At 47.3% G+C, this 26,405-nt stretch carries 22 protein-coding genes and 1 pseudogene; 7 read left to right on the top strand and 16 right to left on the bottom strand.

Features of this window, described 5'->3' with window-relative positions:
* Nucleotides 1-101 precede the first annotated feature (101 nt).
* The 9 genes and pseudogenes from mscL to HY774_07270 all read right to left on the bottom strand — a co-directional run bounded on the left by mscL (nucleotide 102) and on the right by HY774_07270 (nucleotide 6,902).
* Nucleotides 102-539, bottom strand: coding sequence for a large conductance mechanosensitive channel protein MscL (gene mscL / locus HY774_07310; protein MBI4748281.1), 438 nt, complete (start codon nucleotides 537-539; stop codon nucleotides 102-104).
* Nucleotides 540-916: 377 nt separating this feature from the next.
* Nucleotides 917-1,447 (bottom strand): hypothetical protein, encoded by a 531-nt coding sequence (locus HY774_07305; protein MBI4748280.1) that lies wholly within the window; start codon nucleotides 1,445-1,447, stop codon nucleotides 917-919.
* Entirely contained in the window at nucleotides 1,431-2,408 is a 978-nt protein-coding gene (locus HY774_07300; protein ID MBI4748279.1) for a radical SAM protein, read from the bottom strand. Before HY774_07300 ends, HY774_07305 begins: the two co-directional genes overlap by 17 nt.
* Entirely contained in the window at nucleotides 2,395-2,802 is a 408-nt protein-coding gene (locus tag HY774_07295; protein MBI4748278.1) for a hypothetical protein, read from the bottom strand. The genes HY774_07300 and HY774_07295 overlap by 14 nt, the downstream gene beginning before the upstream one ends.
* 7 nt (nucleotides 2,803-2,809) lie before the next feature.
* Nucleotides 2,810-3,347 (bottom strand): annotated as a pseudogene (locus HY774_07290) (GNAT family N-acetyltransferase).
* A gap of 35 nt (nucleotides 3,348-3,382) precedes the next feature.
* Nucleotides 3,383-4,174: a hypothetical protein gene (locus tag HY774_07285; protein ID MBI4748277.1), complete on the bottom strand. Its 792-nt coding sequence runs from the start codon at nucleotides 4,172-4,174 to the stop codon at nucleotides 3,383-3,385.
* A 114-nt stretch (nucleotides 4,175-4,288) separates the two neighbouring features.
* Nucleotides 4,289-4,555: a hypothetical protein gene (locus HY774_07280; protein ID MBI4748276.1), complete on the bottom strand. Its 267-nt coding sequence runs from the start codon at nucleotides 4,553-4,555 to the stop codon at nucleotides 4,289-4,291.
* Nucleotides 4,556-4,714: 159 nt separating this feature from the next.
* Nucleotides 4,715-5,572, bottom strand: a complete 858-nt coding sequence (locus HY774_07275; GenBank protein MBI4748275.1) for a DUF692 domain-containing protein — start codon at nucleotides 5,570-5,572, stop codon at nucleotides 4,715-4,717.
* A gap of 178 nt (nucleotides 5,573-5,750) precedes the next feature.
* The gene (locus tag HY774_07270; protein MBI4748274.1) at nucleotides 5,751-6,902 is read right to left on the bottom strand and encodes a TIGR04222 domain-containing membrane protein; all 1,152 of its coding nucleotides are present in this window, start codon (nucleotides 6,900-6,902) and stop codon (nucleotides 5,751-5,753) included.
* A 383-nt stretch (nucleotides 6,903-7,285) separates the two neighbouring features.
* Between HY774_07270 and HY774_07265 the strand changes: the two genes are divergently transcribed.
* The 4 genes from HY774_07265 to HY774_07250 all read left to right on the top strand — a co-directional run bounded on the left by HY774_07265 (nucleotide 7,286) and on the right by HY774_07250 (nucleotide 11,108).
* Nucleotides 7,286-7,897: a TetR/AcrR family transcriptional regulator gene (locus tag HY774_07265; protein MBI4748273.1), complete on the top strand. Its 612-nt coding sequence runs from the start codon at nucleotides 7,286-7,288 to the stop codon at nucleotides 7,895-7,897.
* A 66-nt stretch (nucleotides 7,898-7,963) separates the two neighbouring features.
* On the top strand, nucleotides 7,964-9,088 hold the full coding sequence (locus HY774_07260; GenBank protein MBI4748272.1) for an ABC transporter permease: 1,125 nt from the start codon (nucleotides 7,964-7,966) through the stop codon (nucleotides 9,086-9,088).
* Nucleotides 9,089-9,216: 128 nt separating this feature from the next.
* Nucleotides 9,217-9,963, top strand: coding sequence for an ABC transporter ATP-binding protein (locus tag HY774_07255; GenBank protein ID MBI4748271.1), 747 nt, complete (start codon nucleotides 9,217-9,219; stop codon nucleotides 9,961-9,963).
* 95 nt (nucleotides 9,964-10,058) lie between these two features.
* Nucleotides 10,059-11,108 carry an HlyD family efflux transporter periplasmic adaptor subunit gene (locus HY774_07250; GenBank protein ID MBI4748270.1) on the top strand — a complete coding sequence of 350 codons (1,050 nt, stop codon included), beginning with the start codon at nucleotides 10,059-10,061 and terminating at the stop codon, nucleotides 11,106-11,108.
* A gap of 27 nt (nucleotides 11,109-11,135) precedes the next feature.
* Here the strand turns inward: HY774_07250 and HY774_07245 are convergent, their stop codons facing one another.
* The 6 genes from HY774_07245 to HY774_07220 form a co-directional block, all read right to left on the bottom strand.
* Entirely contained in the window at nucleotides 11,136-12,701 is a 1,566-nt protein-coding gene (locus HY774_07245; GenBank protein MBI4748269.1) for a hypothetical protein, read from the bottom strand.
* A 22-nt stretch (nucleotides 12,702-12,723) separates the two neighbouring features.
* Complete coding sequence (locus tag HY774_07240; protein ID MBI4748268.1) at nucleotides 12,724-14,421, bottom strand: response regulator; 1,698 nt, start codon at nucleotides 14,419-14,421, stop codon at nucleotides 12,724-12,726.
* On the bottom strand, nucleotides 14,418-17,285 hold the full coding sequence (locus tag HY774_07235) for a sensor histidine kinase (protein MBI4748267.1): 2,868 nt from the start codon (nucleotides 17,283-17,285) through the stop codon (nucleotides 14,418-14,420). Before HY774_07235 ends, HY774_07240 begins: the two co-directional genes overlap by 4 nt.
* Before the next feature lie 292 nt (nucleotides 17,286-17,577).
* Nucleotides 17,578-17,802 (bottom strand): hypothetical protein, encoded by a 225-nt coding sequence (locus HY774_07230; GenBank protein ID MBI4748266.1) that lies wholly within the window; start codon nucleotides 17,800-17,802, stop codon nucleotides 17,578-17,580.
* A 17-nt stretch (nucleotides 17,803-17,819) separates the two neighbouring features.
* Entirely contained in the window at nucleotides 17,820-18,800 is a 981-nt protein-coding gene (locus HY774_07225; protein ID MBI4748265.1) for a hypothetical protein, read from the bottom strand.
* A 671-nt stretch (nucleotides 18,801-19,471) separates the two neighbouring features.
* Nucleotides 19,472-19,936, bottom strand: coding sequence for an OsmC family protein (locus tag HY774_07220; protein MBI4748264.1), 465 nt, complete (start codon nucleotides 19,934-19,936; stop codon nucleotides 19,472-19,474).
* 535 nt (nucleotides 19,937-20,471) lie between these two features.
* On the opposite strand from HY774_07220, the gene HY774_07215 reads away from it, so the two are divergent.
* The 3 genes from HY774_07215 (at nucleotide 20,472) to HY774_07205 (ending at nucleotide 25,829) form a co-directional block, all read left to right on the top strand.
* Nucleotides 20,472-22,496, top strand: a complete 2,025-nt coding sequence (locus HY774_07215) for a hypothetical protein (protein MBI4748263.1) — start codon at nucleotides 20,472-20,474, stop codon at nucleotides 22,494-22,496.
* 114 nt (nucleotides 22,497-22,610) lie between these two features.
* Nucleotides 22,611-24,827 (top strand): fused MFS/spermidine synthase, encoded by a 2,217-nt coding sequence (locus tag HY774_07210; GenBank protein MBI4748262.1) that lies wholly within the window; start codon nucleotides 22,611-22,613, stop codon nucleotides 24,825-24,827.
* Nucleotides 24,828-24,869: 42 nt separating this feature from the next.
* Nucleotides 24,870-25,829 carry a prolyl oligopeptidase family serine peptidase gene (locus tag HY774_07205; protein ID MBI4748261.1) on the top strand — a complete coding sequence of 320 codons (960 nt, stop codon included), beginning with the start codon at nucleotides 24,870-24,872 and terminating at the stop codon, nucleotides 25,827-25,829.
* A gap of 260 nt (nucleotides 25,830-26,089) precedes the next feature.
* Here HY774_07205 and HY774_07200 read toward each other — a convergent pair.
* On the bottom strand, nucleotides 26,090-26,405 hold a 316-nt coding region (locus HY774_07200; GenBank protein ID MBI4748260.1), incomplete at its 5' end, for a hypothetical protein.

Raw genomic sequence — 26,405 nt, 5'->3', positions numbered from 1 at the left:
GAATCAACTGCACATTTTATGGTCCGGCTGAAAGCCGATTCTGCCGTTGGAAAAACGATTGGGCACAGTGAACGCTGTGCCCAGGTTTTGGATGATTTGACTCACGCGGCATTTAACTGGGACGTGCATTGTGGACACCGAACGGCATTGACCGGAATTGGTGAGCAGCAGTATGTACAATCTTTCGTTGCTGGAGGTGCTGGTTCTTCTGCTTTCTTAAACCGATTGACCTGTTTGATGAGCAAAAAAATGGCAAACGCAACGATCAAGAAATCAAGAATGGTGTTGAAAAACAGACCATAGTTAATTGTGACCAGTCCCGCCGCCTTGGCTTCAGCCAGGGTGGCGGCTGGTTTATCTGAGAGGTTGATGAATTTATTTGAAAAATCAATATTTCCTAAAATCTTGCTAATCGGTGGCATTAAAATATCGCCCACAAACGAAGTCACGATTTTGCCGAAGGCGCCTCCGATGATGATACCAATAGCCATGTCGAGCACATTTCCACGCATGGCAAATTCTTTAAACTCTTTGAGCATAGGGGTCTCCAAAAAAATTGATATTGATCGTGTTTTGAGGATTGTGGCGAATGCCGGTATTCAGGCTGGAAGGGGAAGCGAAGGCAGCAAACCATTCCACCGAACAAGTTCTACTGTCAAGCAGGAGCATTCCTGCAACGTGATAATCGTGGAAAGGTCGGTTGCATTCGGAATCTATAGCTTTTCAGATAAATATTTCCTGAGTTTCTATTGTGGGAAATCTCAGAAACTATTGAAAAATTTGGTTTTATTTTCCGTGTATTCCGTGTATTCCGTGGTTTCTTATTCTGAAAATCTATAGCAAAACTCGGCCAATTAGCGACAAGTCGCTGGAATCCAAAGCGATGACAGGTCATCGCACTCCAAATTGTATTCGGTTATTTCGTTTTGAGTTCCCATTTACCGCCAACCCAGCGGTATTCCTGGTCATATTGCTCATCATCCTGACTGGCGACATGGCGTTTGACCGGTTGACCTTGTTCGAGATCCCACTTTTCATCCCATTTTTCATTCCGATTGTAGTCAATTTTAAGCCGTGACCAGTGAGGCTCAGTGCCATCCCGATAAAAGTTGACTTTAAACGGTTCACGGTTGAAGGCATCTTTAATTTTATCGCCGGAAACGGGTTTGGAAAGCTGTTCGATGATGAGTTGATCCATTCGGCGGGCGCCAGGAGCAAGTGGAATGGCTGGTGGTGCCGGTGGCGTTGGGGCATTGGGGGGCTGGCCAATTGGTGGCGCAACCGGTGCTGGTGGCGCGCTCGGGGCCGCTGGTGCCACTGGGGCTGAGGGGGCTGGTCGGCTACCGAGAAAGTAAAAACTAATGACTGTACAGGCACCTATTCCGGCCACGGAAATCAGAACTCCACCGATCAGGATGTTTCGAAATGTCTTAAATTTCATCGCCATGAAAAATTTCTCCCTCAGTTGTAGGCATCATTCCCCGCTCAATAGGAACGGTGCAATTGCAATAAGCATATAAACAGGGAGATGGTCCCTCAGCAAGGACAAAGGCAGGTGTCAGAAAATTCCCGAGATACTGGGTACGAAACCGACGGGCGGGATAACAGCGCCAGGCATTCCCCAGATCATCGAGCGTGAAGGAACACGCCCCAGCCCAGCACGGTCGGCCTTGAAATGACCAGGCGATTTTTCCAAGCCCGTTATGCCCCCCAAGCTGGACCAGGTGCTGTTGCTCTTCCGGCGTGTACTCAATCACATCCCGGTTTTGTTTTTCAGGTTGAATTTTAAACCTGAGACCCTGATTGGCGAACCACCTGGCCAGTTCAGCCAGTTTTGAAAGGGTATCACGGGTGGCGACACAGGTGATGTTCAAGGATGCGCTTTCGGGTAACCGCTCCTGAACCAGTCTGGCTTTTTCTGTAAATTGAACCAGTAACGTCTGATCGCAGACATATTCAAGATGCAGACTGGCCGAAAATACCCGCAATGCCGTTCCGGCGGCGTGCAGGAAAGCCAGGAGTTTTTCCTCTGTTGCTGAAAAATTGGTCACTACGCTGACCAGATGTCCCAGACGTTGAAGTCCAGCCACAATTTCCAACAGCGTCGGATGCAAAAAGGGTTCGCCCCCCGAAAGTTTGACTTCCCATTGTCCCGGCAATCGCGCGAAGCCTTCCAAAAAAGCCTGTGTGTCTCGCGCCCAGCGGGCACGATTGTCCAGAAACCGTTGTGTGCAATAGCTACAGCGGTAATTGCACGTGGTGTTGATGTTCCAGGTGATGACTCCCGTGGTTGGATGGGGTGTGGCTTCAAATCCGCCAGAATAGTATTTCGGCGCTGGCGGCCAGGGCGCGGCTGGTATCGCGTCGGCTTTCAGTTTTGGTTTTTTAGGTAGTTCAATTTTCTCCATGGGAACCTAACATTTGGTTTCGAAAATAGACCAAACCAAACCCTTCCATTTCTTTGATTTGAAAACCTTTCCGAATGAGCATCCGCTGGAGTTTTAGATTTGGTTTGGCACAGTGAACGGCATGGACGATCCAGTGTATTTGCGTCAGGTTGGTCAGTTGTGCATATTTTTCGACCAGGAGGGCGAGTGTCAGGAGAACGCCTTCGCCTCCACCATCAATGTGGGCCAGTTCAAGCGTCAATGTACACTCTGTTTTCTGAAATTGAGCCAGGATTTTGGCCGATCCAATCTTCAATTCGATTGGCTCGCCGGTAAAAATCAAAGCTTCAAGATCAGGCAGCGGAAAATGAAAAACCTCGTCAAGTGTATAGCCTTCAATGAAGATTTGAGCCATAGCGTACTTACAATTTTTTGATCATGCGTGAAGCTGGCAGGGAATTGCCATCTGGCATTGGAATCTCAAACCGATTGGTAACGCAATACCTCATCGCCGCATACAATGGCTCGCCGGGAAGCGTTGCCACCAGTTCAAAGCGTCGAAACCCAGCCTGAACAGCGGCTGATTCACAGGCATTGATAATCAGACGACCGATACCCTGGCGCTTCCAGTCTGGATGAACAAAAAATGCCCGAATCCGGGCGGCTTCAACGGCTGGATCAAGCCGGGAATCAACCGTGGCGGCTTTTGGTCTGGTCTCCGCCAAAGAGCGTCTTGCGTTTGCTCCAGCCACCGCAACCGACAATTACGCCGCTGGCTTCCACTACAAAATAGGTTTGATCGTCAATGAGTTGGGTATCAACGCCAAAAATGTGGACGATGGCGCTTTCAATTTGATCAGCGGTGTAGACATCCCGGCTGAGTTCACGAACCGAAAGCGGGATCAATTTCTGCAGGAGTGACACGTCTGAATGATCGGCAAGTCGCAGTGTGAAGAGCATACGCAAAGTGGGGAGACTGAATTTTCATCAGAAGGTTAGTATCGGACAGGATGAAACCACGAACCAAACAGGCTGAAATCTCGCTCACACACCGGGCTCAAACGGTTTGGAATAACCGCTGGACTCCCTGAATGTCTCATAACTCCATATTCATCAATATAAAAGCAGTCATCTCCGGTTCGGAACATTCCGGTTTGAACCAACGGCACCATGACGGCGGTAAAACTGGAAGGCTCGGAATCGGTTTTTTTTCGGGCTTTCCAAATCAACCGATAACCATTGTAAATCCCCATTTTGCGGTTGATTTCTTCCGAGGGAGTCTCGTTGACATGCCTGCATCCCTGGATTTGAATGACCGGGTAGTACAGATGATTGTCAGTGTAGTTATCAAAAGTAATCAGGTCGCAGGCTGTGTCTTGCATCACAAGGACTTGCCCAAGGACAGCGCGGGCAGTGATTGCATTTTGCACGCGTTGTTGCACCAGCCAGGCGGGAAGCAGTGCCAGGAGAAGCAGGTAAAACGCGAGTTTTTCAACCAGGGTGAGTCCTGGAAGCACAACTTTCCACCAGGGGAGTCCTGGTTTCGGATCAAATGCTTTCTGTTTGATTGATTTGGGAAAGTACGGCTGAAAAAACCAGTCTGATCGAAAGGGGAGCGGGATTGAAACTGGTCGTTGACGCCGATGAACAGCCACTTTCGAAGTCATACCCTGGTCAATGATTGGCTGACAGCGGCTACACCGACAGGTAATCGGGTCAAAACAATCTGACTGATGGCAAACGTCGCATCTTTGGGCTGGGCGCTGAGCAAAAATTTGAAATGACATAAGCTTCATTGAGTCAATCAGGAGAGCGTGTGGGTAGAAAAGAAAATTCAAAAGCATTTCCTAAAAGTGTCAAGGAAATAATTTGCATCTGATAATAGCTCTTATGTTGCTTCCTCACCCAAACCAGGCAATCACTTTCTGAAGCAATTTTCGCCACCTGGATAATTTTGGCTGATGTCTGGCTTTTTGATCTCGCTTTCGGGCAAAACTCTGACAGGCAATATCCAGGCCCACCAAATCAATCTGGTCAAGTGCTGCGATCTCCGTTTCAGATAACCCTGCCTGCCGGGCTACCTGCTGCGGATTGGACAGAAACAATTCGCAATAACTGGTATCGGCATACAGTCGAGCGACAAAAGCTTCGAAGTGTTCACTGGACATAGCAGAATGAAGAATTGGGAATGAAAAATGAAGAAAGTGATTAGTGATTAGTGGTTAGTGGTTAGAAATCAATACTTTCGGAGAAGAACTATAGATTTTCAGGTGCGACTTCGTGTCGCACCTGAAAGGCTATAATAACTAACCACTAACCACTAATCACTAACTGTCTTCACTCAGATTTGCGTTACGGCCCAAACGGAGGGCCTGTCGGGCTTGTCGAAGCTGTTCGAGTAGCACGGTAAAAGGTGGAAATGCCCCATCACGCTCAAGCAAAACCGTGAGCGGGTGACAGGTTCGTCTGGCAACTTCGGTGAGCAGAGCATATACCGCTTCGGGAACATCGTGAAGATGATCGTCCAGGAGTCTTCGCCCCCTGGTTTTATTTGCTGAAATCCATCGTCCTCCAGCCAGGTGAATGCTACGAACTCGTTCAAGCGGAAGCTGGTGCAGGGCCTCGACCGGGTCGAAGTCAAAGTTGACTGCATTGGCATACAGGTTGTGCAAATCCAGGAGCATCCCGTTTTGGGTTTGGGAAAGGATGCCGTTGAGCCATTCGACTTCGGTCATCTGGCTGCCAGGAGGATCAATCAGAGTGGCGATGTTTTCCACGAGCGGTGCGGTGCCAACAACCCGGCGTGCCTGTTCCAGATTGGCCAGCGTGCCTTCAATGTTGGCTCCGGTTCGTGGAGGCGCCGCCAGATGACCAATTTCGACGCCTCCGGCCCGAACAAACGCCAGATGTTCGGACCAGAATTCGGGCTCAAGTTCATTGACCAGCCGGGCCATCTGGTCAAGTCGTCTGGGTTCAACTGGCGCAATCGAAGCCATTCCAAGTGAAACCCCGTGCAGGACAACCGGCACCTGAGCCGCCAGTGTTCGCAGGGCCCGAATATCAACCTTTGGCGCCGAAAAATAATCATCGGCAATGACCTCGACCACATCAATCTGGTCGAGGTTTCCAAGTATTTCAGGAGCTAATTTAGGTCTCCAGCCAAGGCCAACACGATGTGGTTTCATACCAGTTTGTAGTCAGTAGTCAGTAGTCAGTAGTCAGTAGTTCAATAAATTGAGTTGATTGAATTACCTGGCTGTTTTCTAATGCGAGGCTTCCATAAATAAAGAGTGAGTGGGGTGAGAGACTGGGGAAAATTATTCAGTTCATCTTTTTCAGCCCTCAGCCCCAGGATGGTTTGTTCTACCCTCCACCGCAGCCACCACATCCACCGCCACCGCAGCTACTGCCGCCACCACAACTGCTTCCACCACCGCAACTACTACCACCACTGCTGCAACTACTCACCCCACCACAACTGCCACCACCTGATGAACTCCAACTGCTGCAACTGGTGGTTGATGGGTTTGCAACCGCCAACGGGTAATGTTTTTGAGCCAGGTCCAGGCTGGTGGGCGGAAGGGCTGCTAACCCATAAACCGCCGCAAGTGAGGTTACATGGTCGCTCAGATCAGGAAGCTGGTTGTTGGGAAGCGGGTTGACCGATTGGTTCTCAAACCAAACTGGTTGATAGAGTTTTTGAAGGTCGTTTAAAACCGTATCGCCAAGGCGTGTTCTTCGCGGAAACGAGGTGAGGGCCAACACAACCGAAAATCCAATCGCCAGGAGTATCAAAAACAGGATGTTGAGATGCCCGGTTGAGAGGGCATAGCCAATTTTTATCGCCGCCAGCCCAATCAGGATACAAAGTGAAATCCCAAACCGAAGGCGGCGGGCCCGCGTGATATGTTCATCCGGAAGCAATCCAAGTTGTTTCAGCCAGTCTTTCAAATAGAGGCAACTGTTTTTTGGTTTTGCATCCTTGAAAATCGAATTGGCGACATTTGGAGTTTGAAACCAGACCAGCAAAGAAGCTTCAAGCGGCGCTTCGGCTTTGGATGGGGTCTCGGGAGCAGCAGTGACCAGAAAAGTTGTTTCACGTTCGACCAGCAACCCTCGGCGGAGCAATTCAATCGCGGCCAGTCGGAGGGTTTCAGCCTCTCCTCCACGAAGATAGGCAATTAAATATGGGTCTTTGAAATCGAGTTTGGGGCTTTGACCGCCTTCCCGGCGATAGCGTAGCCAGATATTTCCGAGGCAGACACCAATTCCCGCTGCCAGGTAGAATCCCAGAAACTGGATTCCAGGTTTGGAAATCAGCAGCGCCGTGGCACAGAGAAACAGAACTCCGGCCAGAATGATCAGGGCATTGGCCACCAATTTCGATTGAACAGGTTGAGGAACTGATTCGGGTGACGTCTGACAGTGTGGACAGGGTTGGGAAAGGGGTTGAAGTGAACCACAACGTGGGCAGGTTGTTGTCGGTGGTGTCGGTCTGGCGGCAACGTTTGACATAATGACCTCCTTGGGTTGGAAAAGGTGGTTGCCGGTTGGAAAGGAACGCTTGGGAGGCGTTTGGTGTGGTACGGAGCCCACGTAAACAGGATGTTACATCAGAAAAAAAGCCAGTAGCGAACAAGAGCGAGTAGCGAGATAGCGAGTAGCGAGATAGCGAGTAGCCAACCCAGGACAAGAAATCTGTAATTGGACATCATTTCAGTTTTGTGAAAGTGCATAAAGTTTTGGTTTTGGTTTAAAACTACTCGCTACTTGCTATCTCGCTACTCGCTCTTGTTCGTTCATTTTGTAGTTGACACTCAAGTCAAAAAAAGTATACTTAACGCTGTTAAGTAAATTTTCTTTGTTTTTCGAATTGTTTTGAAGAAGTTGAACTCGATATGGGTGTGAAAGAACGTCGGCAACGTGAAAAAGAATCTTTGCGCCAGGAAATCCTGGACGCCGCCCGCGAACTGTTTGCGGTTGAAGGCTATGACAATGTTTCCATGCGCAAGATTGCCGAAAAGATCGAATACACTCCAACCACGATCTATCTCTATTTTCAGGATAAAGCCGAACTCCTCTATGGCATTTGCCAGGAAATGTTTGGCGAACTGATTCAGTCCTACAGCAAACTGGGCGAATTGGAACCGGATCCGGTTTCGGCTCTGAAACGTGGTCTGCGCATCTATATTGACTTTGGTTTGTCACACCCTAATCACTACAAAGTGGTTTTCAGCGGGATGAACCACAATTGTGATTTTGAGAAGCGATTCCCCTTTGAACAATCCCTTGGGCACGAAGCTTTCAGCTATCTGGTTGGGATCGTTCAGGCGTGTATTGACCAGAAGGCGTTCCGCCCGGTTGATGTGGCCACGGCCAGTCAAACGATTTGGGCCGCGATTCACGGGCTGGTGGTGCTCTTGATTGATCATCAGGATTTTCCATGGGTAGATCGCGAACAACTCATTACCCATCTGATTGATACTCTGGTCAATGGCTTAAAAGCCTGATTTTTTTGCCTGTTGCTTAACGCCGTTAAGCATCTTTTTTGCGTTAAACGAACGAGGTACTTCCGAATGAGACGGCTCTCCTGGCGCAACTTAATCCACGATAAGGTTCGGTTTGGCGTGACTCTGACAGGTGTGGTGTTTGCCGTTATTCTGGTGGCGATTCAAATTGGGTTGCTGGTTGGGTTTAGCCGGGCTACCTCAGACATCATCCATCATTCAGGAGCTGACCTTTGGATTCGATCCAAGGATGTTCCCTATATCGAAGTTGGCGTTGTGTTTAGCGAACGCAAGCTCTATCAGGCACGTGCGGTGCCAGGCGTTCAGTGGGCCGAGAAATTCATTCTGCAATTCATTGATTGGAAACGCCCGGATGGTTCAAATGAAGGCGGAATGGTGCTTGGGTTCAACCCGGATCGCCCACTCGGCGGCCCGTGGAATCTCACTGCTGGTCAAATCGAAGACCTGAAAGCGGATGACACCATCATCATTGACGAACTCTATCAAGAAAAACTGGGAGTGACTCGTCTTGGCCAGGTGGTTGAAATCAATAATCGTCGGGCCAAAGTGGTTGGGTTTACGCGAGGGATTCGAACCTTTACCACGTCTCCGGCCATTTTCACCTCATTTAAAAACGCACTCAACTACGCCAATTTTCGCGAAGACCAGACCCAGTACATTCTGGTAAAAGTTGCGCCTGGATATGACGTCGAGCAGGTCAGGCGTGAACTTGGTTTGCGAATCAAAGACGTGGATATTTCAACGGCTGCCGAATTTGGCCAAATGACCCGAGATTACTGGCTGTTTAGCACCGGCGCCGGTGTCACCGTGATTGTGGCGGCCATTTTGGGGTTGATTGTCGGCGTGGTGGTCGTCGCTCAGACAATTTATGCCTCCACCGTTGATCACCTCAAAGAATATGGCACTCTCAAGGCCATGGGTGCTGACAACAGCTATATCTATCGAGTCATTATTGAACAGGCTGTCATCAGTGCCGTCATTGGATATGTGCTTGGAATTTCAGTCAGTTTGCTCGTCGTCCAGGCCAGTCAAAACGGAGTCACTGCGATTTTTATGCCCTGGCAGGTTGGCCTCGGTCTGTTTGTCCTCACGCTGATGATGTGCATTGGGGCTTCGATTGTCTCGATTAAGAAAGTAACTCAAATTGATCCAGCCATGGTTTTTAAGGGTTGAAAAACTCCTGGACTCAGGGCTGAAGAGAATGACTACCTTCGAAAACCCCGAACCCCGAACCCCGAACCCCGAACCCCGAACCCCGAACCCCGAACCCCGAACCCCGAACCCCGAACCCTAAAAAATATATGCAACACGCAATTTCAGTTGAACACATCACGAAAACCTATTCGAGCGGCGCCAGTGCCGTTCACGCGCTCCACGAAGTCTCAATGAAGGTGGTTCCAGGCGAGCTGGTGTTGATGATGGGGCCGTCTGGAAGTGGAAAAACGACACTTTTGTCAATTATGGGTTGTATTTTGACGCCGACCTCTGGGCGTATCTGGATCAAAGGTCAGAACGTGTCGGCTTTATCTGATTCCCTGCTTCCAAAAGTGCGTCGGTCACACATTGGATTCATTTTTCAAGGGTTCAATTTGTTCCCGGCCTTAAATGTAGGTGAAAACGTAGAGGTCGCCCTCGATCTGAAAGGGATTCGTGGCAGCAAAGCACGCCGGATTTCCCAGGAATTGCTCGAACGGGTTGGCCTGGCTGACAAATTGTATTCGTATCCGGCTGATCTTTCTGGAGGACAGAAACAGCGCGTCGCCATTGCCCGTGCCCTGGCCGGAGATCCAGATATCATTCTGGCAGACGAACCCACGGCGGCGCTCGATAGCACCAGCGGCCAAACCGTGATGGAAATGTTGCGCGAACTGGCCCACGAACGTGGACGCGCGGTGGTCATTGTGACCCACGATAATCGGATTTTGCATTATGCGGACCGAATGGTTCGAATTGAAGACGGCAAACTCAAGGAATTGCCAACTCAGAAATTGGTGACAGTCGCAGCACACTCAAACCAGGGTTCAGGGTTCGGGGTTCAGGGTTTATAGAAAGACAATTTTTTCAATCAGTTCATTCGCATTGTCAGGTATCTGGGAAATCATGGTCAGGTACCCAGCACAATGCACCAGAAACGGAGAAAATTATGCGAAAGAATTTTTTTGTAGCGATGGTTTCAGTGGCGATGGTCGGCAGTCTGGCCTTAACCGGGTATGCCGTAAAACTGGTTGAACCTGGAAAAGCTTTTGAAGCCGCGGCGACCACCAAAGAAAAATCACCTACCAATCTCGTTCCAGGCTCGGGACGGATTGAACCACGTTCTGAAGAAATCAAAATTAGTTCGCAAGTCAGCGGAAAATTGAAATCCGTGCTGGTCGAAGAAGGTGATGTGATCGAAAAAGGTCAGGTGCTGGCCGAACTTGAGAACGCTGATTTTGTAGCGCTGGTGGCTTCGGCCCAGGCCCGGCTCAAGATTCGTGAGGCCGAATTGCTCAAGCTCAAAAATGGTTCACGCACTGAAGAGCGCCGCGAAGCCCAGGCCAACGTTCGCGAAGCCGAGGCTCAGGTTGCGAATGCCAGACTTGAGTACGAACGCAAACAAAAGCTCCTCGCTGAAGGGTTTATTGCTCGCCACGACGTAGACACGCTGGATCGAAACTATCAGGTGGCCCAGGCCCGGCTCGAAGCCCTTCGCGAACGGATGAACCTCATCGAAACCCAAACTCGGGCTGAAGATCTGGCTCGCGCCGAAGCTGAAGTCCAACTTGCTCAGGCCGAAGTGCAGGAAGCCCAGGCGCGACTGGCCAAGACGATTATTCGCTCCCCGATTTCTGGAATTGTGCTTCGCAAACATCTGCACATTGGCGAAAGTGTTTCCGACACCAATCCAAACCCGATTGTGACCATTTCAGATCGGCTGGCCCAGCGTGTGCGGGTTGATATTGATGAATCGGATGTGGCCAAAGTCAAACTCGGGCAAAAAGCCTATGTTACGGCAGATGCGTTTGGCGAGAAGCAATTTTACGGGAAGGTCGTCCAGGTCGGGCAAATCCTGGGGAAGAAAAACATTCGGACCGAAGAACCAACCGAACGCGTAGACACCAAAATCCTGGAAGTCCTGGTTGAACTCGAACCAGACACCCGATTGCCACTTGGCCTGAGAGTGAATGCGTTCCTGGTTGCCGAAGGGAAATAATGTCGCCATTGAGCATTTTCAAGACATTTAGGTCCGATGTAAAAAAGCAACCGGTTCAGGGTCATGGTATGTTTCCTGGCCGTTCTCAATGATTTTTGGTTTTGGCAATCTCAAGCAAGCTCTGTGAAATGCATTAACTATTGCCATCCGGTCACCATGCGTCTTGATAGCGGCTGGGATTACTTCTTCTGATATAGCCCAGCATTGCTCAAGCAAAACCTTCTTTTTGAAGCCGATTGCCACACCAACCCCAGCTTGTGCAAATTGGCGTGCAATTTTCTCTGACTCACAGGCACAAAAGAGCACCAGCGGTAAGCCCTTTTCATAGCCTCGAAACTGATCAAGCCAAAATTGAGGTTTTTCTCGAACCGCTTCTGCCGTGATTTTACCGTCAGGGAGAGGTTTCCAAACAGTATCGGAAGTTTGAAGGTTCCCACCAAAACCATGTCCGATGTAAACCCAGGCCGTTAACTCTTTTTCCCGAAACAGATGGCCACTCACAAAACTGGCCAAAGTTTCTCCATTCAAAGATGGGTGAACATGAAAATGATACCCAAAAGGCAGTTTTCTTCTTATCCGTGCAATGTGCTCAGAGGCGCCAAACAGATATGGCAGCCGATCTACATTCTTGTTAAAAGAACTCGTAACCAAAAGATGGGGCTCAGTTTGTTTCGAGTTTGGAGGAAAGAGTGACCGACGTGGGGGGATAACTTCGATTTTCCCGATCCGTCTTAATGGAGGAGGAGTTTTTTGTTTAATGTGCAGGCAAATGAATACTGTTTCAAAAATCCCTGTAGCCTTAATAAGTCTTTTTCCTTTTACCCATTCTTCAAAAGCAGGTTCCAGCTTTGAACCAGATGATTTGTCATTACACAGGATAACTGTTTCAAATTTTGCCCTGCCTGGCGCAATCTGCTTTATTTTACTTTGGTCATCAACATGGATGATTGCAATTTCTTGAGCTTCACCTTTTTTAAACCCATCCCCCATGTTTCTGACTTCTTCAGGAAAAAAGCTTCTCAATTCTGAGATTTTTGGAATCCATAGTTTTGAATCCTTATAGATAATTTCTTTCACTTGACTTGCTCGTGCAAGAGAGCGTAGGGAGTGCTTGTGCAGTTCATTTGCAAATCTATCAGCTTCGGCAGTAATCCGATCAAAATACGCTTCTGGTAACTCAATTAAGTCATCAGCATAAATGTTTGGCTTGTGATTCTCTTCCTGAACTGGAAAAATTTTACGGAACCAGACGTGAAGTGCGTCAATGTACGTGAGGTCAAATTTGCGACTCACTTCCTGGCTAATGACAAAGGTAACTCTGGCCCCCCAGGAGAAATTTTGGGCCTGTTGTATCAATTCCTGGTAATAATCCAGTTCAAATGTTTGTGAAATGTGAGGTCCATAGAGGCAGAGAAAAACATGATACCGTTTATTTTGGGATGGCTCATTGGTGTAATGGGTTGGTAAATCCAGGACAAGGTCATTCCACTTTTTTTGTTGAAAACTGGGTTCATGCCCTTGAGGGTCATTTTCAATCCAATAAGCAAGTGGTCTCGGGGAACCTTCACTAAGGACAAAAATGCTAACTGGCATATGTTTCCTCCATCACTTCAAATTACTCATTATTTTTTGGAAAGGTAAGGACAAAGCGATGGCCCAATTCAGCTTCTTCTTCACCAGCCAATTCATCTGTTCGATCTTCAATCCTGCCTTTATAGCGTATTTCAACCAACTTACCCGCCAGATACAAAGATAGATACCGACCAGTGTTTTCTTCCTTTTCTTTGCTGTCCGGTTTTCCATGAAATGGCCGGATATAAGTAAATGGTGCAAATAAACGGTTTCGTGCAGGTTTGGGGAGTCGCCAGCTTTGGTCTTCAAAAATTAGATGGGCTCGTTCTTTTGTTTCTGAACAATAGATGGCCATTTTGGTGGATGTTTTACCAATTTCCGCTTGTCGTTCAAACCATTGCAGCATTCTGGAGACAATAGTGTAAAGGTCCTCACGAGTTGCAATTACAGTACAGTCCCCATGGATTTCGCAATCAAACATGGGCAAATGACCTTCCAGGAGTGCAGTGATAAATTCCGCGACTTGAATTTCTTCCAAATAGTCCGGGTCAAGGTTGTCTGTACTAAGGGACATCAATGAAGTTCCTATACTCAAGAGATCCCGTGCCCAGATTTGAAGTCCATCTAATATGCCTTGAGGAGCCTCGGGGTTCAAATCAGATAAGAGGTTAAGCTGTTCTTGTCCAACCATCGAACACAATTTAGCCAGTCCTTGTAGTTCTCCTTTTAACTCTCCTGAGCGCTCGTAGAATTCAGAAAGAAGGTTGATTATCAGTTCAATCAGTGTTGGATTGAAAAACTGGACAAGGGTTTTTCCTAATTCCTTAACATCTTCTGTAAATTGATTTTCCGTTGAATTGTTCTTAAGAATACCCAGGGTTAATCTCAGTTCTCGGATTGAGAACGGGATAAAAGCAGCTCCATCTAACGTGAGTGATAACTCTGGACTGAGGCGTTCCCGCCAAAAGGATTCCTGTGCATTCAGAATAAATGGGTCCGCCCCTTTAAAGTCCACAAAGGTCATCAATTGAATACCATCTAATTCCCGAGAATACCCTTGTGGAATATCTAAGCTTCCTGCACAACATTTGGTGCCTTTGTTGTCGGTTAACAAAATCACAAACGGTGCTCCCAGGCTTTCTTCGAGTCGAGGGGCGATTATTTCCTGACAAAACCTAACAATACTCTCTTCCTGGTTTCGAGAGGTAAACGCAATTTCTTTTAGGAGTTGTGAACTACCAAGGCAATCAGTTTCAATTGCCCAGCGTAAATACAGAGCCCGAATATGGCTTACGAGTCGAGCAAGTCCAGCAATCCCAATCAGTTCATCCTTTAAGAGATATGCTGCAACGCCCAGTTGGACCGCACTCTTGTAGTACTCAATGTTCGGCCAGGCTGAGCAAATCACAAATTGTTGAGATGATAGTTTTCCTGCCCTTTTTCGTCCTTTGCGAATTTCTAACCCAAGATCAGCACCTGTTAATCCTGGGTCGTTTGGGTCTTCGTAATCTGGCTCAATCAGCCTCATGTCAAGTAAGGCTACAGCTAACTCATCACCAAGTTCCTGGGCCTGTTTTCGAACTTCTTTGATATTTTTTGGGGTAACCACCTGGAAGCCGCATTTTTGCAAAGCTTTTGTGTATGCTAACCGTTGAGCAAATTCATCCTCGACGACCAGGATTTTTCCGGGAATTCTATTTTGGGAAAGAGATAAAGATGGGGTGTTGATCAAGTGTGTCATTGGTTTGTTCCTTCTTTGAGTTTCGGAAATATGAGGGAGAATTTGGTAAATCCTGGCCGGGATTCAGTCAATTCAACTTTGCCTCCATTTTCTCTCATCGCTCTTTTCACAAGATACAGTCCCCAGCCTCTCCCTTCCCTCTTGGTCGAAAAACCTAGATCGAAGATCCTATCCTTTAGATCTTCAGGGATACCAGGGCCGTTATCAATTATATGACAGTGAATCCAATCACCAAGTTTTTCAATATTAATGTGAATAATCCCATCGCGTCGAACACTCATAGTACTAATTGCATCACTGGCATTCATCACCAAATTTGAAATTGCCATTGAAGCGACATTGAGTGGAAAATCAATTTTGAGATCATTTGGAATCTTGATTTGGAGCTGTATTTTTCGAAGCGTTAAGTTTCCATCGAGAAGAGTTTGGGCATGTATGGCTGCTTCAGATAAAAGACAAGGTTTTTGACCTTCATACTGGGTGAAGCCTCTTAATTTTTTTGCAAGTTGTTCTAAATGGCTTGTTTGTTCAGGTAATTTTCGGATCAACTCTGCAATTTCTTCGTCAGTTGTTGTGAGTGTATGATCTTCTAATGCCTCCCTCAGCAATGGAAGGGAAAGTGATACATTCCGAACAATATTCACAATTTGGTGAAACAGAGTGTCAATTGTTACTGCTGCAACGGCTAACCCTTCAACTTTGGCTGCCTCGTGAAGTTTCTGCTGAGTAATGATTCCAGCGAGGCTAATATCCGCAATTTCACCCAAACGTTCAAGGAAGACTCTCCACGGAGAGGGGGGGATTATCTCATGACCAAAATCTTTACGACTGATACCAAACCAGATAGAGGTTTTTGATTTAGGGAGTGAGAGGCTTATGACTTTTTGACCTGATAAAGGAGAATTTGAAACCTCTTCTATTTCTACGCTAAAAGCTGGGTAAATCGGTTGAGATTCTAGAAATTGTCTCAGTTCAGGTTCATTCTTACCTCCGATTATTTCCTCAGTTTCCGGATTTCTGGCAAACGTTATTTGAATGCCCAAGCGAAGTACTGTTTGTTCAATTTGAGCTTCCCAATCTTCAAACGTATTTGAACTATTGAGTTTAATACTAAGTCCATTTATTGCAATATTAAAATGAGTTTGATAAATTTCAAGGATGTATTCTGAGGTGAGTGCTGCAAAGGCTCGCCGGTGTAAATAATGAGTGCCTAAAGCGAGATGATTATCTGCAGAAGTTCCATCATCGTGCTGAGGTATAATTAATATCAAGTTTCCAATGGTAAGTTCTGGGTGGTGTTCTGTTCCTCGCACTCTCAAACCCGAATATAGTTTTTGTGTTTTATGGAGAGAATTATATTCATTGTGAGAATCAGGTTGCTCTGAGGGGAACTTTGTAAAACCAATATCAATCAATAATTCAGTTTTGAGCGGAGACAAAATATTTTGAATCATCGCAGCGAGTTGATTTATATCGTCCTGTATCCCTCGTTCACTGCTTTGTATGGTTGCTTTTTCCTGGCTCACTTGCCATTTTGCAAATTCAATTCCAAATTGATCAGTAGCGGCATGCTCGCGAAAGGCTTGAACAGACGGAGAAAATAGCGTTGCGAGTCTTCGTAAATAGCTACGAGCAAAAGCCGTTATCTTTCGAGGGTTTTTTGTCGTTGCTTGAATATATCCAACAACACTCTTTTGGAAAACAATTGGAACTAGAACGAATGATTCACTTTCTATTTCCCAATCACTAACACCAAGCTGTTTATACTTATCTGGGTCATCAGTAAAAATGAATTTTGAGAAGATAGATCCGGTACTTTTTCTTAAATTTGAAAGCCAGACTGTTTTGACTGTTGTTAACACCTGTCCAACGATTGTCTTTTGATCTGGTAGGTCAATGATGTCGATATTGTCTGGATACTGACCAGGATACTTAAAGATGAGCATTTTAGGAGAATGAGATACAGGGATTCGGATAGAAAAGTCGACTGTATCAACCTGTAATCGCTCCTGAATTGTCTGTGGAATATATAATAATTCCTCAGCGCTTTGTGCTTCAGCAAGTCTCTCCAACATCAAAAATGTTGAATGAAGTAGCCCAACTATTCTTGCTCTCGCCATTACAACAATTGCAATGACAAAATAGCTGAATCTTAAAGGTATTATTAGAAGTAAGACTATAATTGAATCAAGCCCATTAGAAATATCTTCTATACGAATGCCTGATACAAGCAAAACACTATTTGCTTGATCAGCAAAGGAAGATATTGGAACTATTACATAACAGATTGAAGTGAGCGAATAAAGTATTGAAACAGCATATGCAGCCACTTTCCAAAAATATTCTAAATGAGCGTTTCCTTTTTGATAGTCAATATTGGCGCTTAGGGCTCTCCCAAAATACATAAGACAAAATACTGATGGGATTGAATCCAACGATCTATTAAAAGACTCAGCACCCTTTCCATACCAATTCAACGCAATCGAAAATAAAGCTGGGATAGCCATTAAAGTGATAATCGTGACCCATCCACGGTGAGATAGCCGCTTTAAATACAGCGTGGCGGCGGCGGCAAAAAAGAAAACATTGTTTATGGCAGACCCGGAAATCGAGATGACATCTAAAACTTCCTTTGATGATTTTTGGAAAACCCATTGGAGGAAATAGCTGACCGCAAAGGCAATAAAACCTCCCAAAAAGTAGAAGGTCCAATCAACTCCCTGACCTTCTCTATCATTTTCGGTGCTTTTACAAAGGACAAAAAAACCCATCGCACAGGTGGAAGCCATCAGCGATGCGATGAGCTTCATCTCTGGAAGGTGGCGTGCAGTAAGTTCAATGAATTCCACAAGAAAATTAGACATGGTTCACGAATAGCTTGAAGGAGCGATATTGAGTCACGGGTGATCCCATCCTGTTCAAAATCTCTACTGGAAAAAGACAAAGTGGTTTTGATCGGAATGGTCCGGTTAAGTGAGTTTTGGTGGCTGATTGTGTCCAATGAAAAAATGTCGGGTTGCCTGTTTGGAAAAGCTTTGAAGAAATGAAAATTGCTTCAACAGAAAAGGCTGGTCTGAATGACTCCAACCCTGATGGAAGTGCCCAAAAGGCGGATGTCATGAAATGAATCCGCCTCGGGTTGATTGATGTTAATCCTTAGGAATGAGCCAGGGCGCGGATGTCGCCTTCCACGATGCATTCGACTTCAATGTTGTTGATCTGTTCCGGGATGTGAGCCCGGAGACTGGTGTCCTGGATGTAGACTCGGACGCTGTGTTCGCCGATTCCAAACCCCTGGACTCCCGGTACGTTTTTGAATTGTCGTCGCAGCTCCGCTTTGGCCGCCATAAGCGCCTGCTTGTCCGGTTCGGTAATTATCATGTGGAGCTACCTCCTGCTTACAAAATTTCCACTTGAAATCGGGATAACACTGGTTCAATCGGATTTCCAAAGGTTGTATTGCCGCCTCCGGCAAACAGGAGCGCTACGGGACGTTTGGTCACTCCGTCAACAATCAGTGATCCTGAATCCCCTCCAGCACTGAAATTGCCGCCGGCGCCAATAATGGAAATTTGATCTTCAAACCAGGCCCGGTTCCCGCCATATCTTACCCAAATATCAGCCGATAAATCCATGATAACTCCGATTGTATGCCGGGTCGTTCGGCCATGCTTGCGGACGGATTGATATAGCGCCGCAGGCATCGGAGGATTGGAGATCCGCCCGATGGTTTCGATTTCCGGAAATACATCTCCCAGGTTGTCAACTTTGGCAATGGCGGCATCCATTGTATTGGCGTTCCCTGTAAAATCCATCGCTTCAAAGTCGGTCAATTCAGCAATCCGACTGGTTCCTCCATCTGCCGGTCCAGGTTCCAGGATGTCGTCGCCAATGCTAGCCGCATTTGAATCAGCCAGAACATGGTTATTGGAGAGGATATAATGGTCTCCAGTCGAAAGTCCGGTTTTTTTGACCAGACAGCCAAGTGTTCCAGCCGTGATTTGAAAATGACCGACTGAAACACCACATTTGACCGGGCGAGCCGTGGCGACCACATCTCCGACGGCAATGACGTCGGTTGGCATTCCATTAATCTGGGATGGAACTTTATCCCCGGCACTCAGCAGGGAATTGGGCAGCTTCGAACGAACATAAACCCGGACGGCGAGTTCCTCAGTTCCCGCACCGAGCGTTTCCTTGGCACCGTAGCCGAATCCAGAAATATTACTGCCTGGTCTCAGGATTGCGGCAGCTTGCGAAGAAACCGTTGGCGCCAGGCTGAGAAAAAGCGGCGTTGTACCAAACATTCGTTCGAGAAGCTCGCGCTTATATTGGTGGGCTTCCTGTAACAGCGCGTTTGAGACGGTAATCGGCGGCATGTGTTTATCTCCTCAAAGTTAGTTGAGTTAAAGTTCTCTCCCCTCCCGTTCTTGTTGGTGTGGGGCAGTCAGGGTTTAAATGAGTACCTGTTTTTTCTAAGAAGGAATTGTTAGTGTTTTTTCCAGTTATATTGATCATATTCCGATTACCCAGTTTGCAAGTGAAGTCAGGCACACTTCAGCTATTCAACCAGAGTTGAAATTGGACTGGTCAAATACACGGCAAAGACACAGAAAGGCTCGGTTCCAGGATGGCTCTTTTATCTACTGAAAAAAGATGACATCTCCTTTGAGAGTATTTAATCTATTTGATATCAACAGTTTGCTTCTCAAATGAAAATTAGGGGGACTAACTCATCTGATGAGAAACACGTGAAGATATGTGGAGTTGGGTTTCACATATCAGAATCCAAAAACCTGGAAGCTCAAAAAGAAAAGCAGATTGATTTGATGATTGAATACTTTATTGATCCGCAACAGTAAATTGATCGTGAAATGAATTCAAGTGTTTTTTATTGTTTTCTGACATTTTAATGAAGGAATTGCTTTCTTCAGGCTCAACGAAAAATCACAAGATAATTTGAGATTTTGATTGCTGAATCTCACCACAGAGGAACATAGAGGCTTCCACAAAGGAAATTCCCTCTGTGTCCTCTGTGGTGAAAAAATTGTTAGAATAATTCGCCGTTTAAAACTGGAGCATGTTCGGTCAAAATCACTGGTTCGAGCGTGATCCGCGATTTGATCGAGTTTGAAATCAGGCAGTATTTTTCGGCCTTTTCAAGCAATTTCAACCCTCGCTCCAGATCTTTGGTGTTGGAGATGACCAGCACTGGCCGGATTGAAATTTCGGTGATCTGAAGGCCGACACCTTCCACTTTTTCCAGCTTTCCAGTCGCGGTTGAATCAAAGCTTTCGAACTCAAGTTTGGAATTTCCCGCCATTGCCAAAAAAGTGGCCATAAAACAGGAATTCACTGAAGCCACAAACAGGTGCTCGGGGCTCCAGTAGCCTTCATGCCCGCCAAACTCCGGCGGAGTAGCCACCTTCATTCCGGGAAGGCCCGCAACCTTCAGGTCTCCGATTTTTTCCCGATCCCATTTCACTTCGACTTCATAAAAATATGGCATGGCCATAGTGCTCAGCCCCTTTCTGAAATTTTCGTCTTCAGATTGAGGTGCAAGTTTTGTGCCAGAGGAATTTTTCTCAGAAGGTTGTTTGGGAGGGAGCGTTCACTCCGGCGGTCGAGCCCCAGGGAACACAAGGACACAAAAGGTATCTCGCCGCCGGCAGTGGACTACTGGTTTGATTGACCAGCAGGCTTCAAAAGATGCTTTCCCCGGCTGAGGTTGACCCCAGATAGATTTTCGATTGGAGCCGAATGTGTAAATTTCCACATGTTTTTCAAAGTAAACGACCTGCCTCAATTCAACCACTGCAGAAGAAGCCGGTTTTATTTTCTGTGTGTTCCGTGTATTCCGTGGTTTCTTGCTCTGAAATTCTATACCAACCGATCTTCAATAATTGAAACCCTGAACCCTAAACCCCGAATGATGCTTGATTCCCTTCCACACTCCAGACCATAATCGCCAACCGTTTTTCCCCCAAGTTTTTGCATTCCCATCAAGTTGTGTTTTTGACAGCCCCACATTTTTGCTCACGAGGATTGCTATGACCGCAAGGTACCCTTTGACGAACTGGCTCCGGCGACGCTGCCTGTTCTTTCTCCTTTTAATGATGATTCCTGTACCGACGTCGGGTGCGTCGGGCAAAAGCTATAAAACTCGAAAATGGAACCAGGACATCATTTATTTTCTGTTGATTGATCGCTTTATGGATGGTGACCCGGCAAACAACATTCCACCCGGAAGCGACCCGGAACTCTATGATACATCACAACAAAACCTTGACCGGTACCACGGCGGTGATTTGCGCGGCCTCGAACTGGCGCTCCAAAACAACTATTTCACCGATTTAGGAGTGACCGCCCTGTGGATCACACCGCCCGTGCGCAACACCTGGTATTCAAAAGTTGAGGATAAAAGCGGGTATCACGGCTACTGGGCGCAGGATTTCCTTGATATTGATCCACATGTGGTCAGTCGAACCAGACTTGGCGGAGGCGAATACCCCGACACCCGCGAGGGCCGCCTTGAGCACTATCGCGATGTCATCCGATTGGCGCATCAAAAGAATATCAAGGTGATTCAAGATGTCGTGATGAATCACGCGGGCCCTGTTTTTTACTATGACGTCAATGGCAATGGGCAATTTGATCAGGGCTATACTGACAAAAACAACAGCGAGTGGATTCAACCCTTTCTGCCGGATGGTCGCCATACCAATGCCAAATGGGCTGAAGTCGCGAATTGGAACATGGCCAAAGTCGGCCCGGCGGCGGGCGAAGTGATCAAGTTATCTGGTTCGCGCCCCGTGAAACTCAAGACGTCCGGCATTTTTCAGAGCTTTGATGCCTACACTCGCAAAGGATACCGCGATGGCAGCCTTGGGAAATCAGACGGCGAAGAAGTCGAATGCGACTTTTTTGCCCTTCGCGATTTCTGGACGTCAAAGAAAAATCCGGTATTCGACAAGCTGGTTGATGAGTTTGTCGAAGTCTATCGGTTTTATATTCAGGAACTTGGCGTGGATGGCCTGCGGATTGACACGGTCAAGCACGTTCACCATGAATTTTGGGATGTGTTTTCTGAGCGATTGCGGAAAAAACTCACGCCTGATGCCGCCAAACGATTGATTCTCTTTGGTGAAGTGTATAGCGGCAATCCACGTGACCTTGGGAAATACACCTATCGAGCTGATGGAACGGCCACGCCATGTTTGGATTCGTTGATTCATTTTCAGACGAATTATGCCATTCGTGATTTTCTGCGGGTGGATGGAAATGGATATAAAACACCGAATTCGCTGGCTCAGATGATTGAAGATGCCTATGTCACAAAGGACAACAGTGGTAGGCCGATGTACAACCCGAAACCAGGTCTGGATGGACTTTCCGCCCGGCGGAAAATGGTCAATTTTGCCGAAAATCACGATGGACTCAACCGGTTTCGAGCCAATGGTGTCAGCGAACAAAACAATCTGCTGGCCTCGGCGCTGGTGCTTACGCTGGAAGGGATTCCCTGTTTGTACTACGGGACGGAAGCCAGCCTGATTGCCAACAGCAAAATTGAAGGCGACAGCGAAGCCGGACGGTTGACCTTTTGCAAACCAAATGACCTGGAAACCCTCAAGCAAACCCGAAGCAACCGGAGCTTTGTGGTGCTCTCGTCTTTGATGAAATATCGCAAATCACTGCCGGCACTTGAAAGCGGTCAGATTTCGACGCTCTGGGCTGATTCATCAGAGAGTACTGAAGATGACGGAGTGTTTGCCTTTGCTCGCTTCATCCAGCGTGGAAATTTCATTGCAACCAAAGATAGTGTCGTGGTGGTCGTCAACGCCAATGAAAAAGAGGCCAAATCGGCAGGCACCGCCCAAAAACGAGTCAAGCTGGTATCTCGCGATGGCAAACCATTGATTTCGAAGGGGGCCAAACTTGTTCGGCAACCGGTCGCCGGGCAGGATTTAACCCGCAATCTGCCGGTTCCAATCGAAGTTGATTGGAGCACTGGGGTACCGGAAGTTGTGCTTAGTGTGGCCCCGAAATCAGTCAATGTGTTTAAAGTGAAGTCCTGAACTGCACCTTGGCTCAGGAGCAAATCGCCATCGGTTTATCCTCCTGGGCTGACTTCAAATTTTTTTCAGCCTTTTGGTTTTTTCAACCCATTACTCACTCCTGGCAAACGCACTATGACTCTCCACCTTCGACGAATTCTGTTTTCACTTTTTTTCATTTCAGGCTTTTGCGGTTTGTTATACCAGACGGTTTGGCTGCGACTTGCCTTTGCGACTTTTGGGATTATCACACCAGTCCTTTCAATTGTGGTTTCAGTTTTTATGCTTGGTTTGTCTTTGGGATCCTGGGCTGGAGGAAAATGGATTGGTTCCCTAACCCAAAAATCAAACCGCTCAGCCGCCATGTTTTATGGTTTGGCTGAACTTGTTATTGCTTTTGGTTCAATTGTTGTTCCGTGGCTCTTTGAATTGAGTGGGCGGTGGCTTTTGGGTGCCGGTGAATCTGACTCAGTTCGATATTTATTGTTTTCCGCGGGTGCGTTAACCATTTCCATCTTTCCCTGGTGTGTTTGTATGGGGGTTACGTTCCCCTTTATGATGGCGTTTGTCAAAGAACGAACTGAAACGGACACCAAAAGTTTTAGCTTTCTTTACCTGGCCAATGTGATCGGCGCCATGTGCGGAACCCTGGTTACAGCCTTGATCCTGGTTGAGCTGTTTGGGTTTCGCCACACGCTGTGGGTTGCGGGAATCTCAAATTTTGCTATCGCGGTGGTGAGTTTTTGGCTTGGCATGTCACCCAAAGAGAAGGTTGACCAGCCAGAAGAACCAGCCCCAGTTGAACTGGAAAGTACCGCACCTGCCGAGATGTCATCTGAATCTTTGCTATTAGCGTTGTTGTTTACGACCGGGTTTACCTCAATGGCCATGGAGGTGGTTTGGACGCGTGCCTTTGCTTCAGTGTTATCAACCCAGGTGTATGCCTTTGCGGCCCTGTTGTTTGTCTATTTGCTGGCCACCTGGATTGGGTCGCTCCTGTATCGCCGGGATGTTGCCTCTGGTCAGGTTCAATCAATCTCAAAACTGGTTGCGTTTATCTCAGTCAGTGCGTTTCTGCCGTTACTGATAAATGACCCGCGGCTCATTCCAAGTGTTCCCTGGGCATTTGGCAACCTCCGGGCAATTCCAGCATTGGTCAGTATTTTCCCCTTTTGTGCTTTGTTGGGATATCTGACCCCAAAAATTGTAGACGAATACTCGGTTGGTGCTCCTGACCGTGCTGGGAAAGCCTATGCCGTCAATGTGTTTGGTTGTATTTTGGGTCCTTTGGTTGCCGGCTATTTGTTGCTGTCCTGGATGGGCGTCCAGGGTGCGTTAGTCCTTTTGGCGGTCCCGTTTATCTTCTTTTTAGCCAGGACTTTCCAGGTATTAGATGAAAACGTGCGCTTCTTTTCCGCCGGGTTGACCGGGGTGAGTTTATTCTGTTCCCTGTTTGTCATTCACAGCCATGAAAACCCAGTCCCCCCTGGATTTCCGCAACTGGTTAAAAGAGACCATCTGGCAACGGTTGTCAGTGCGGGGACGGGTCTTGATCGGTTGATGTTTGTCAACGGGTACAATATTACGGCGCTGACTCCCATTACCAAGTTCATGGCTCATTTACCAATGGTATTTCACTCAGGAAAGCCGGAATCAGTACTTACTATCTGTTTTGGAATGGGGACCACCCACCGGTCCATGCTCAGTTGGGGTGTCAAGGCCACGACCGTGGAGCTTTCTCCGGCTGTCCGAGATTCGTTTGGGTTTTTCTTTCCTGATGCGCAGGTGGTGGTTTCAAATCCCAAAGGGAAAATTGTCATTGATGATGGCCGACGGTTTTTGAATCGGACCAGCGACCAGTTTGACATCATTACAATTGATCCTCCCCCGCCCGCTGCCGCTGCCGGCTCCAGCTTATTGTACAGTGAAGAGTTCTACCAAACCTTGAAAAAACGATTGAAACCCAATGGAATTGTCCAGCAATGGTATGGATTTGGCGAACCACAAACGGTGAATGCCGTCGCTCGCTCGTTATCCAACTCATTTCCATACGTTCGGGTTTTTCCTTCAGCCGAAGGGTGGGGCTATCACTTTATTGCTTCAATGTCACCACTCCCACAAGTCACAGGGGCTCAATTACTTGCCAGATTATCTGATACTGCCAGAAAAGATCTGGTTGAATGGTTTCAACCTGATATTCCCGATAAGACGGTTGAAGCAATTTTTAACCGGATGTTGACCAATGAAATCCCAATTTCAAAGCTGGTTGATCCAAACCCTGAAGTGAGAATTACGGATGACCGTCCCTTTAACGAGTATTATTTTCTGAGAGTTATGCGAAATCCTCAATAATCTATCAGTGGTTGAAGCACAGACTTCTGGAAGGGGAATGCAATGCGACAGGGTACTGTTTTATTCAGTCTGGTGGTTTTCATTGCTCTGGGTGCCTGTTCACTCAAACCACCGACTCAGCCAGCATCCAATTCCAAACCAGAGCAAAAACCAACCTTGTCAGAAGCCAGACGCGGGTTCAAAACCCGGCTCATCAAAACGGAAACCGACAGCGAGCTGGTTGTCGTGCCTCCCAAAGCATTATTTCAGATTGTTTATTATCAATCGCCGATTGGGAAACTGGCGGCATATGTGAGCCAGCCTCCGCCGGATAAACAGAAACGTCCGGCGATGATCTGGCTCACCGGTGGCTTTAGCAATAGCATTGACAATACGCCGTGGGCCCCAGCCACTCCTGACAATGACCAGTCAGCGAGTGCTTTTCGCCAGGCGGGGATGATCCTGATGTTTCCGTCGCTTCGCGGTGGGAATCTGAATCCGGGGTACAAAGAAGCCTTTTACGGCGAAGTTGACGATGTTTTAGCCGCGATTGAATATCTTTCGAAACAGGAATTTGTAGACCCAAACCGAATTTACCTGGGCGGACACAGCACCGGAGGCACGCTGGCCCTGCTGGTGGCGGCTTCAACAGATCGGTTGAGGGCTGTGTTTTCCTTTGGACCGGTCGAAGACGTCTGGGGCTATGGCCCGGATAACCTCCCGTTTGACACCACCAATGATCGCGAACTTGACCTCAGAGCCCCCAAACTGTGGCTGCATTCGATTAAAACGCCGACCTTTGTGTTTGAAGGCACGGTCGGCAACTGGGAATCGCTCCAGGAGCTTTCACGGTCATCACAAAACCCGGTCATGCGATTTCATTCCGTGATTGGGGCCGATCACTTCAACATCCTGTCGCCTGTAACGCAGGTGATTGCCACGAAAATTAAGCTTGATACCAGCCCAATCGTCAATCTGGAGTTTCAAGACAAAGAACTCAATGACCTGTTTATCATCAAATAATATCAGTTCGTAGTCAGTAGTCAGCAGTCAGTAGTTCGCTCAGTTTATTTGGTTATACCATTTTGGAATGAAGCCATCGTATCAGAGAACAGTTAAATTATTTGATCAAATAGAGTTAGTGGACTACTGACTACGATCTACTGACTACAAACTGGTATTAAATCACTTGACTGCTTTCTAATGCGAGAATTTTATTGCCTGTTGGTTAACACTTGGGACCTGGAGGTTTGGATTAAATTTGTTGGTTGGTTCCTTGGTGCTCATCGGCTAATACTGTGATTCTGAATCGGCTCAAATTTGGCGGTTAAAAGCTCGCGAAAGGTCCAGACATGGTCGGTTAACCCAGCCGCGATCCCTGGGGTACGGGGTTTCCATTTGGGATGAATCACACCCGAGGAGCGACGCTCAGAGTCAGGCAGAGGGAGACGCAGACTTAAATGAGGACGGGCAAAATTGTAATACACCTGAAAGAAGACAACCCGGCGCTCCAACTGCTGGCGCTGTTTGCAAAAGTGCAAGGTTTTGCGAACCAGAGGGGCCAGCGCCTGGCGCAAGGTGAGATTGAGACGTTCAAGC

The sequence above is a fragment of the Acidobacteriota bacterium genome (assembly GCA_016208495.1).
GTDB lineage: Bacteria > Acidobacteriota > Blastocatellia > Chloracidobacteriales > Chloracidobacteriaceae > JACQXX01.
Note: the sequence above shows the minus strand (reverse complement) of the source record. Positions and strands in the feature narration are given on the sequence as shown.

Coding starts and splice junctions, on each gene's coding strand:
- mscL (MBI4748281.1), bottom strand. CDS start 539: ATGCTCAAAGAGTTTAAAGAATTTGCCATGCGTGGAAATGTGCTCGAC.
- HY774_07305 (MBI4748280.1), bottom strand. CDS start 1,447: ATGGCGATGAAATTTAAGACATTTCGAAACATCCTGATCGGTGGAGTT.
- HY774_07300 (MBI4748279.1), bottom strand. CDS start 2,408: ATGGAGAAAATTGAACTACCTAAAAAACCAAAACTGAAAGCCGACGCG.
- HY774_07295 (MBI4748278.1), bottom strand. CDS start 2,802: ATGGCTCAAATCTTCATTGAAGGCTATACACTTGACGAGGTTTTTCAT.
- HY774_07285 (MBI4748277.1), bottom strand. CDS start 4,174: ATGTCATTTCAAATTTTTGCTCAGCGCCCAGCCCAAAGATGCGACGTT.
- HY774_07280 (MBI4748276.1), bottom strand. CDS start 4,555: ATGTCCAGTGAACACTTCGAAGCTTTTGTCGCTCGACTGTATGCCGAT.
- HY774_07275 (MBI4748275.1), bottom strand. CDS start 5,572: ATGAAACCACATCGTGTTGGCCTTGGCTGGAGACCTAAATTAGCTCCT.
- HY774_07270 (MBI4748274.1), bottom strand. CDS start 6,902: ATGTCAAACGTTGCCGCCAGACCGACACCACCGACAACAACCTGCCCA.
- HY774_07265 (MBI4748273.1), top strand. CDS start 7,286: ATGGGTGTGAAAGAACGTCGGCAACGTGAAAAAGAATCTTTGCGCCAG.
- HY774_07260 (MBI4748272.1), top strand. CDS start 7,964: ATGAGACGGCTCTCCTGGCGCAACTTAATCCACGATAAGGTTCGGTTT.
- HY774_07255 (MBI4748271.1), top strand. CDS start 9,217: ATGCAACACGCAATTTCAGTTGAACACATCACGAAAACCTATTCGAGC.
- HY774_07250 (MBI4748270.1), top strand. CDS start 10,059: ATGCGAAAGAATTTTTTTGTAGCGATGGTTTCAGTGGCGATGGTCGGC.
- HY774_07245 (MBI4748269.1), bottom strand. CDS start 12,701: ATGCCAGTTAGCATTTTTGTCCTTAGTGAAGGTTCCCCGAGACCACTT.
- HY774_07240 (MBI4748268.1), bottom strand. CDS start 14,421: ATGACACACTTGATCAACACCCCATCTTTATCTCTTTCCCAAAATAGA.
- HY774_07235 (MBI4748267.1), bottom strand. CDS start 17,285: ATGTCTAATTTTCTTGTGGAATTCATTGAACTTACTGCACGCCACCTT.
- HY774_07230 (MBI4748266.1), bottom strand. CDS start 17,802: ATGATAATTACCGAACCGGACAAGCAGGCGCTTATGGCGGCCAAAGCG.
- HY774_07225 (MBI4748265.1), bottom strand. CDS start 18,800: ATGCCGCCGATTACCGTCTCAAACGCGCTGTTACAGGAAGCCCACCAA.
- HY774_07220 (MBI4748264.1), bottom strand. CDS start 19,936: ATGGCCATGCCATATTTTTATGAAGTCGAAGTGAAATGGGATCGGGAA.
- HY774_07215 (MBI4748263.1), top strand. CDS start 20,472: ATGACCGCAAGGTACCCTTTGACGAACTGGCTCCGGCGACGCTGCCTG.
- HY774_07210 (MBI4748262.1), top strand. CDS start 22,611: ATGACTCTCCACCTTCGACGAATTCTGTTTTCACTTTTTTTCATTTCA.
- HY774_07205 (MBI4748261.1), top strand. CDS start 24,870: ATGCGACAGGGTACTGTTTTATTCAGTCTGGTGGTTTTCATTGCTCTG.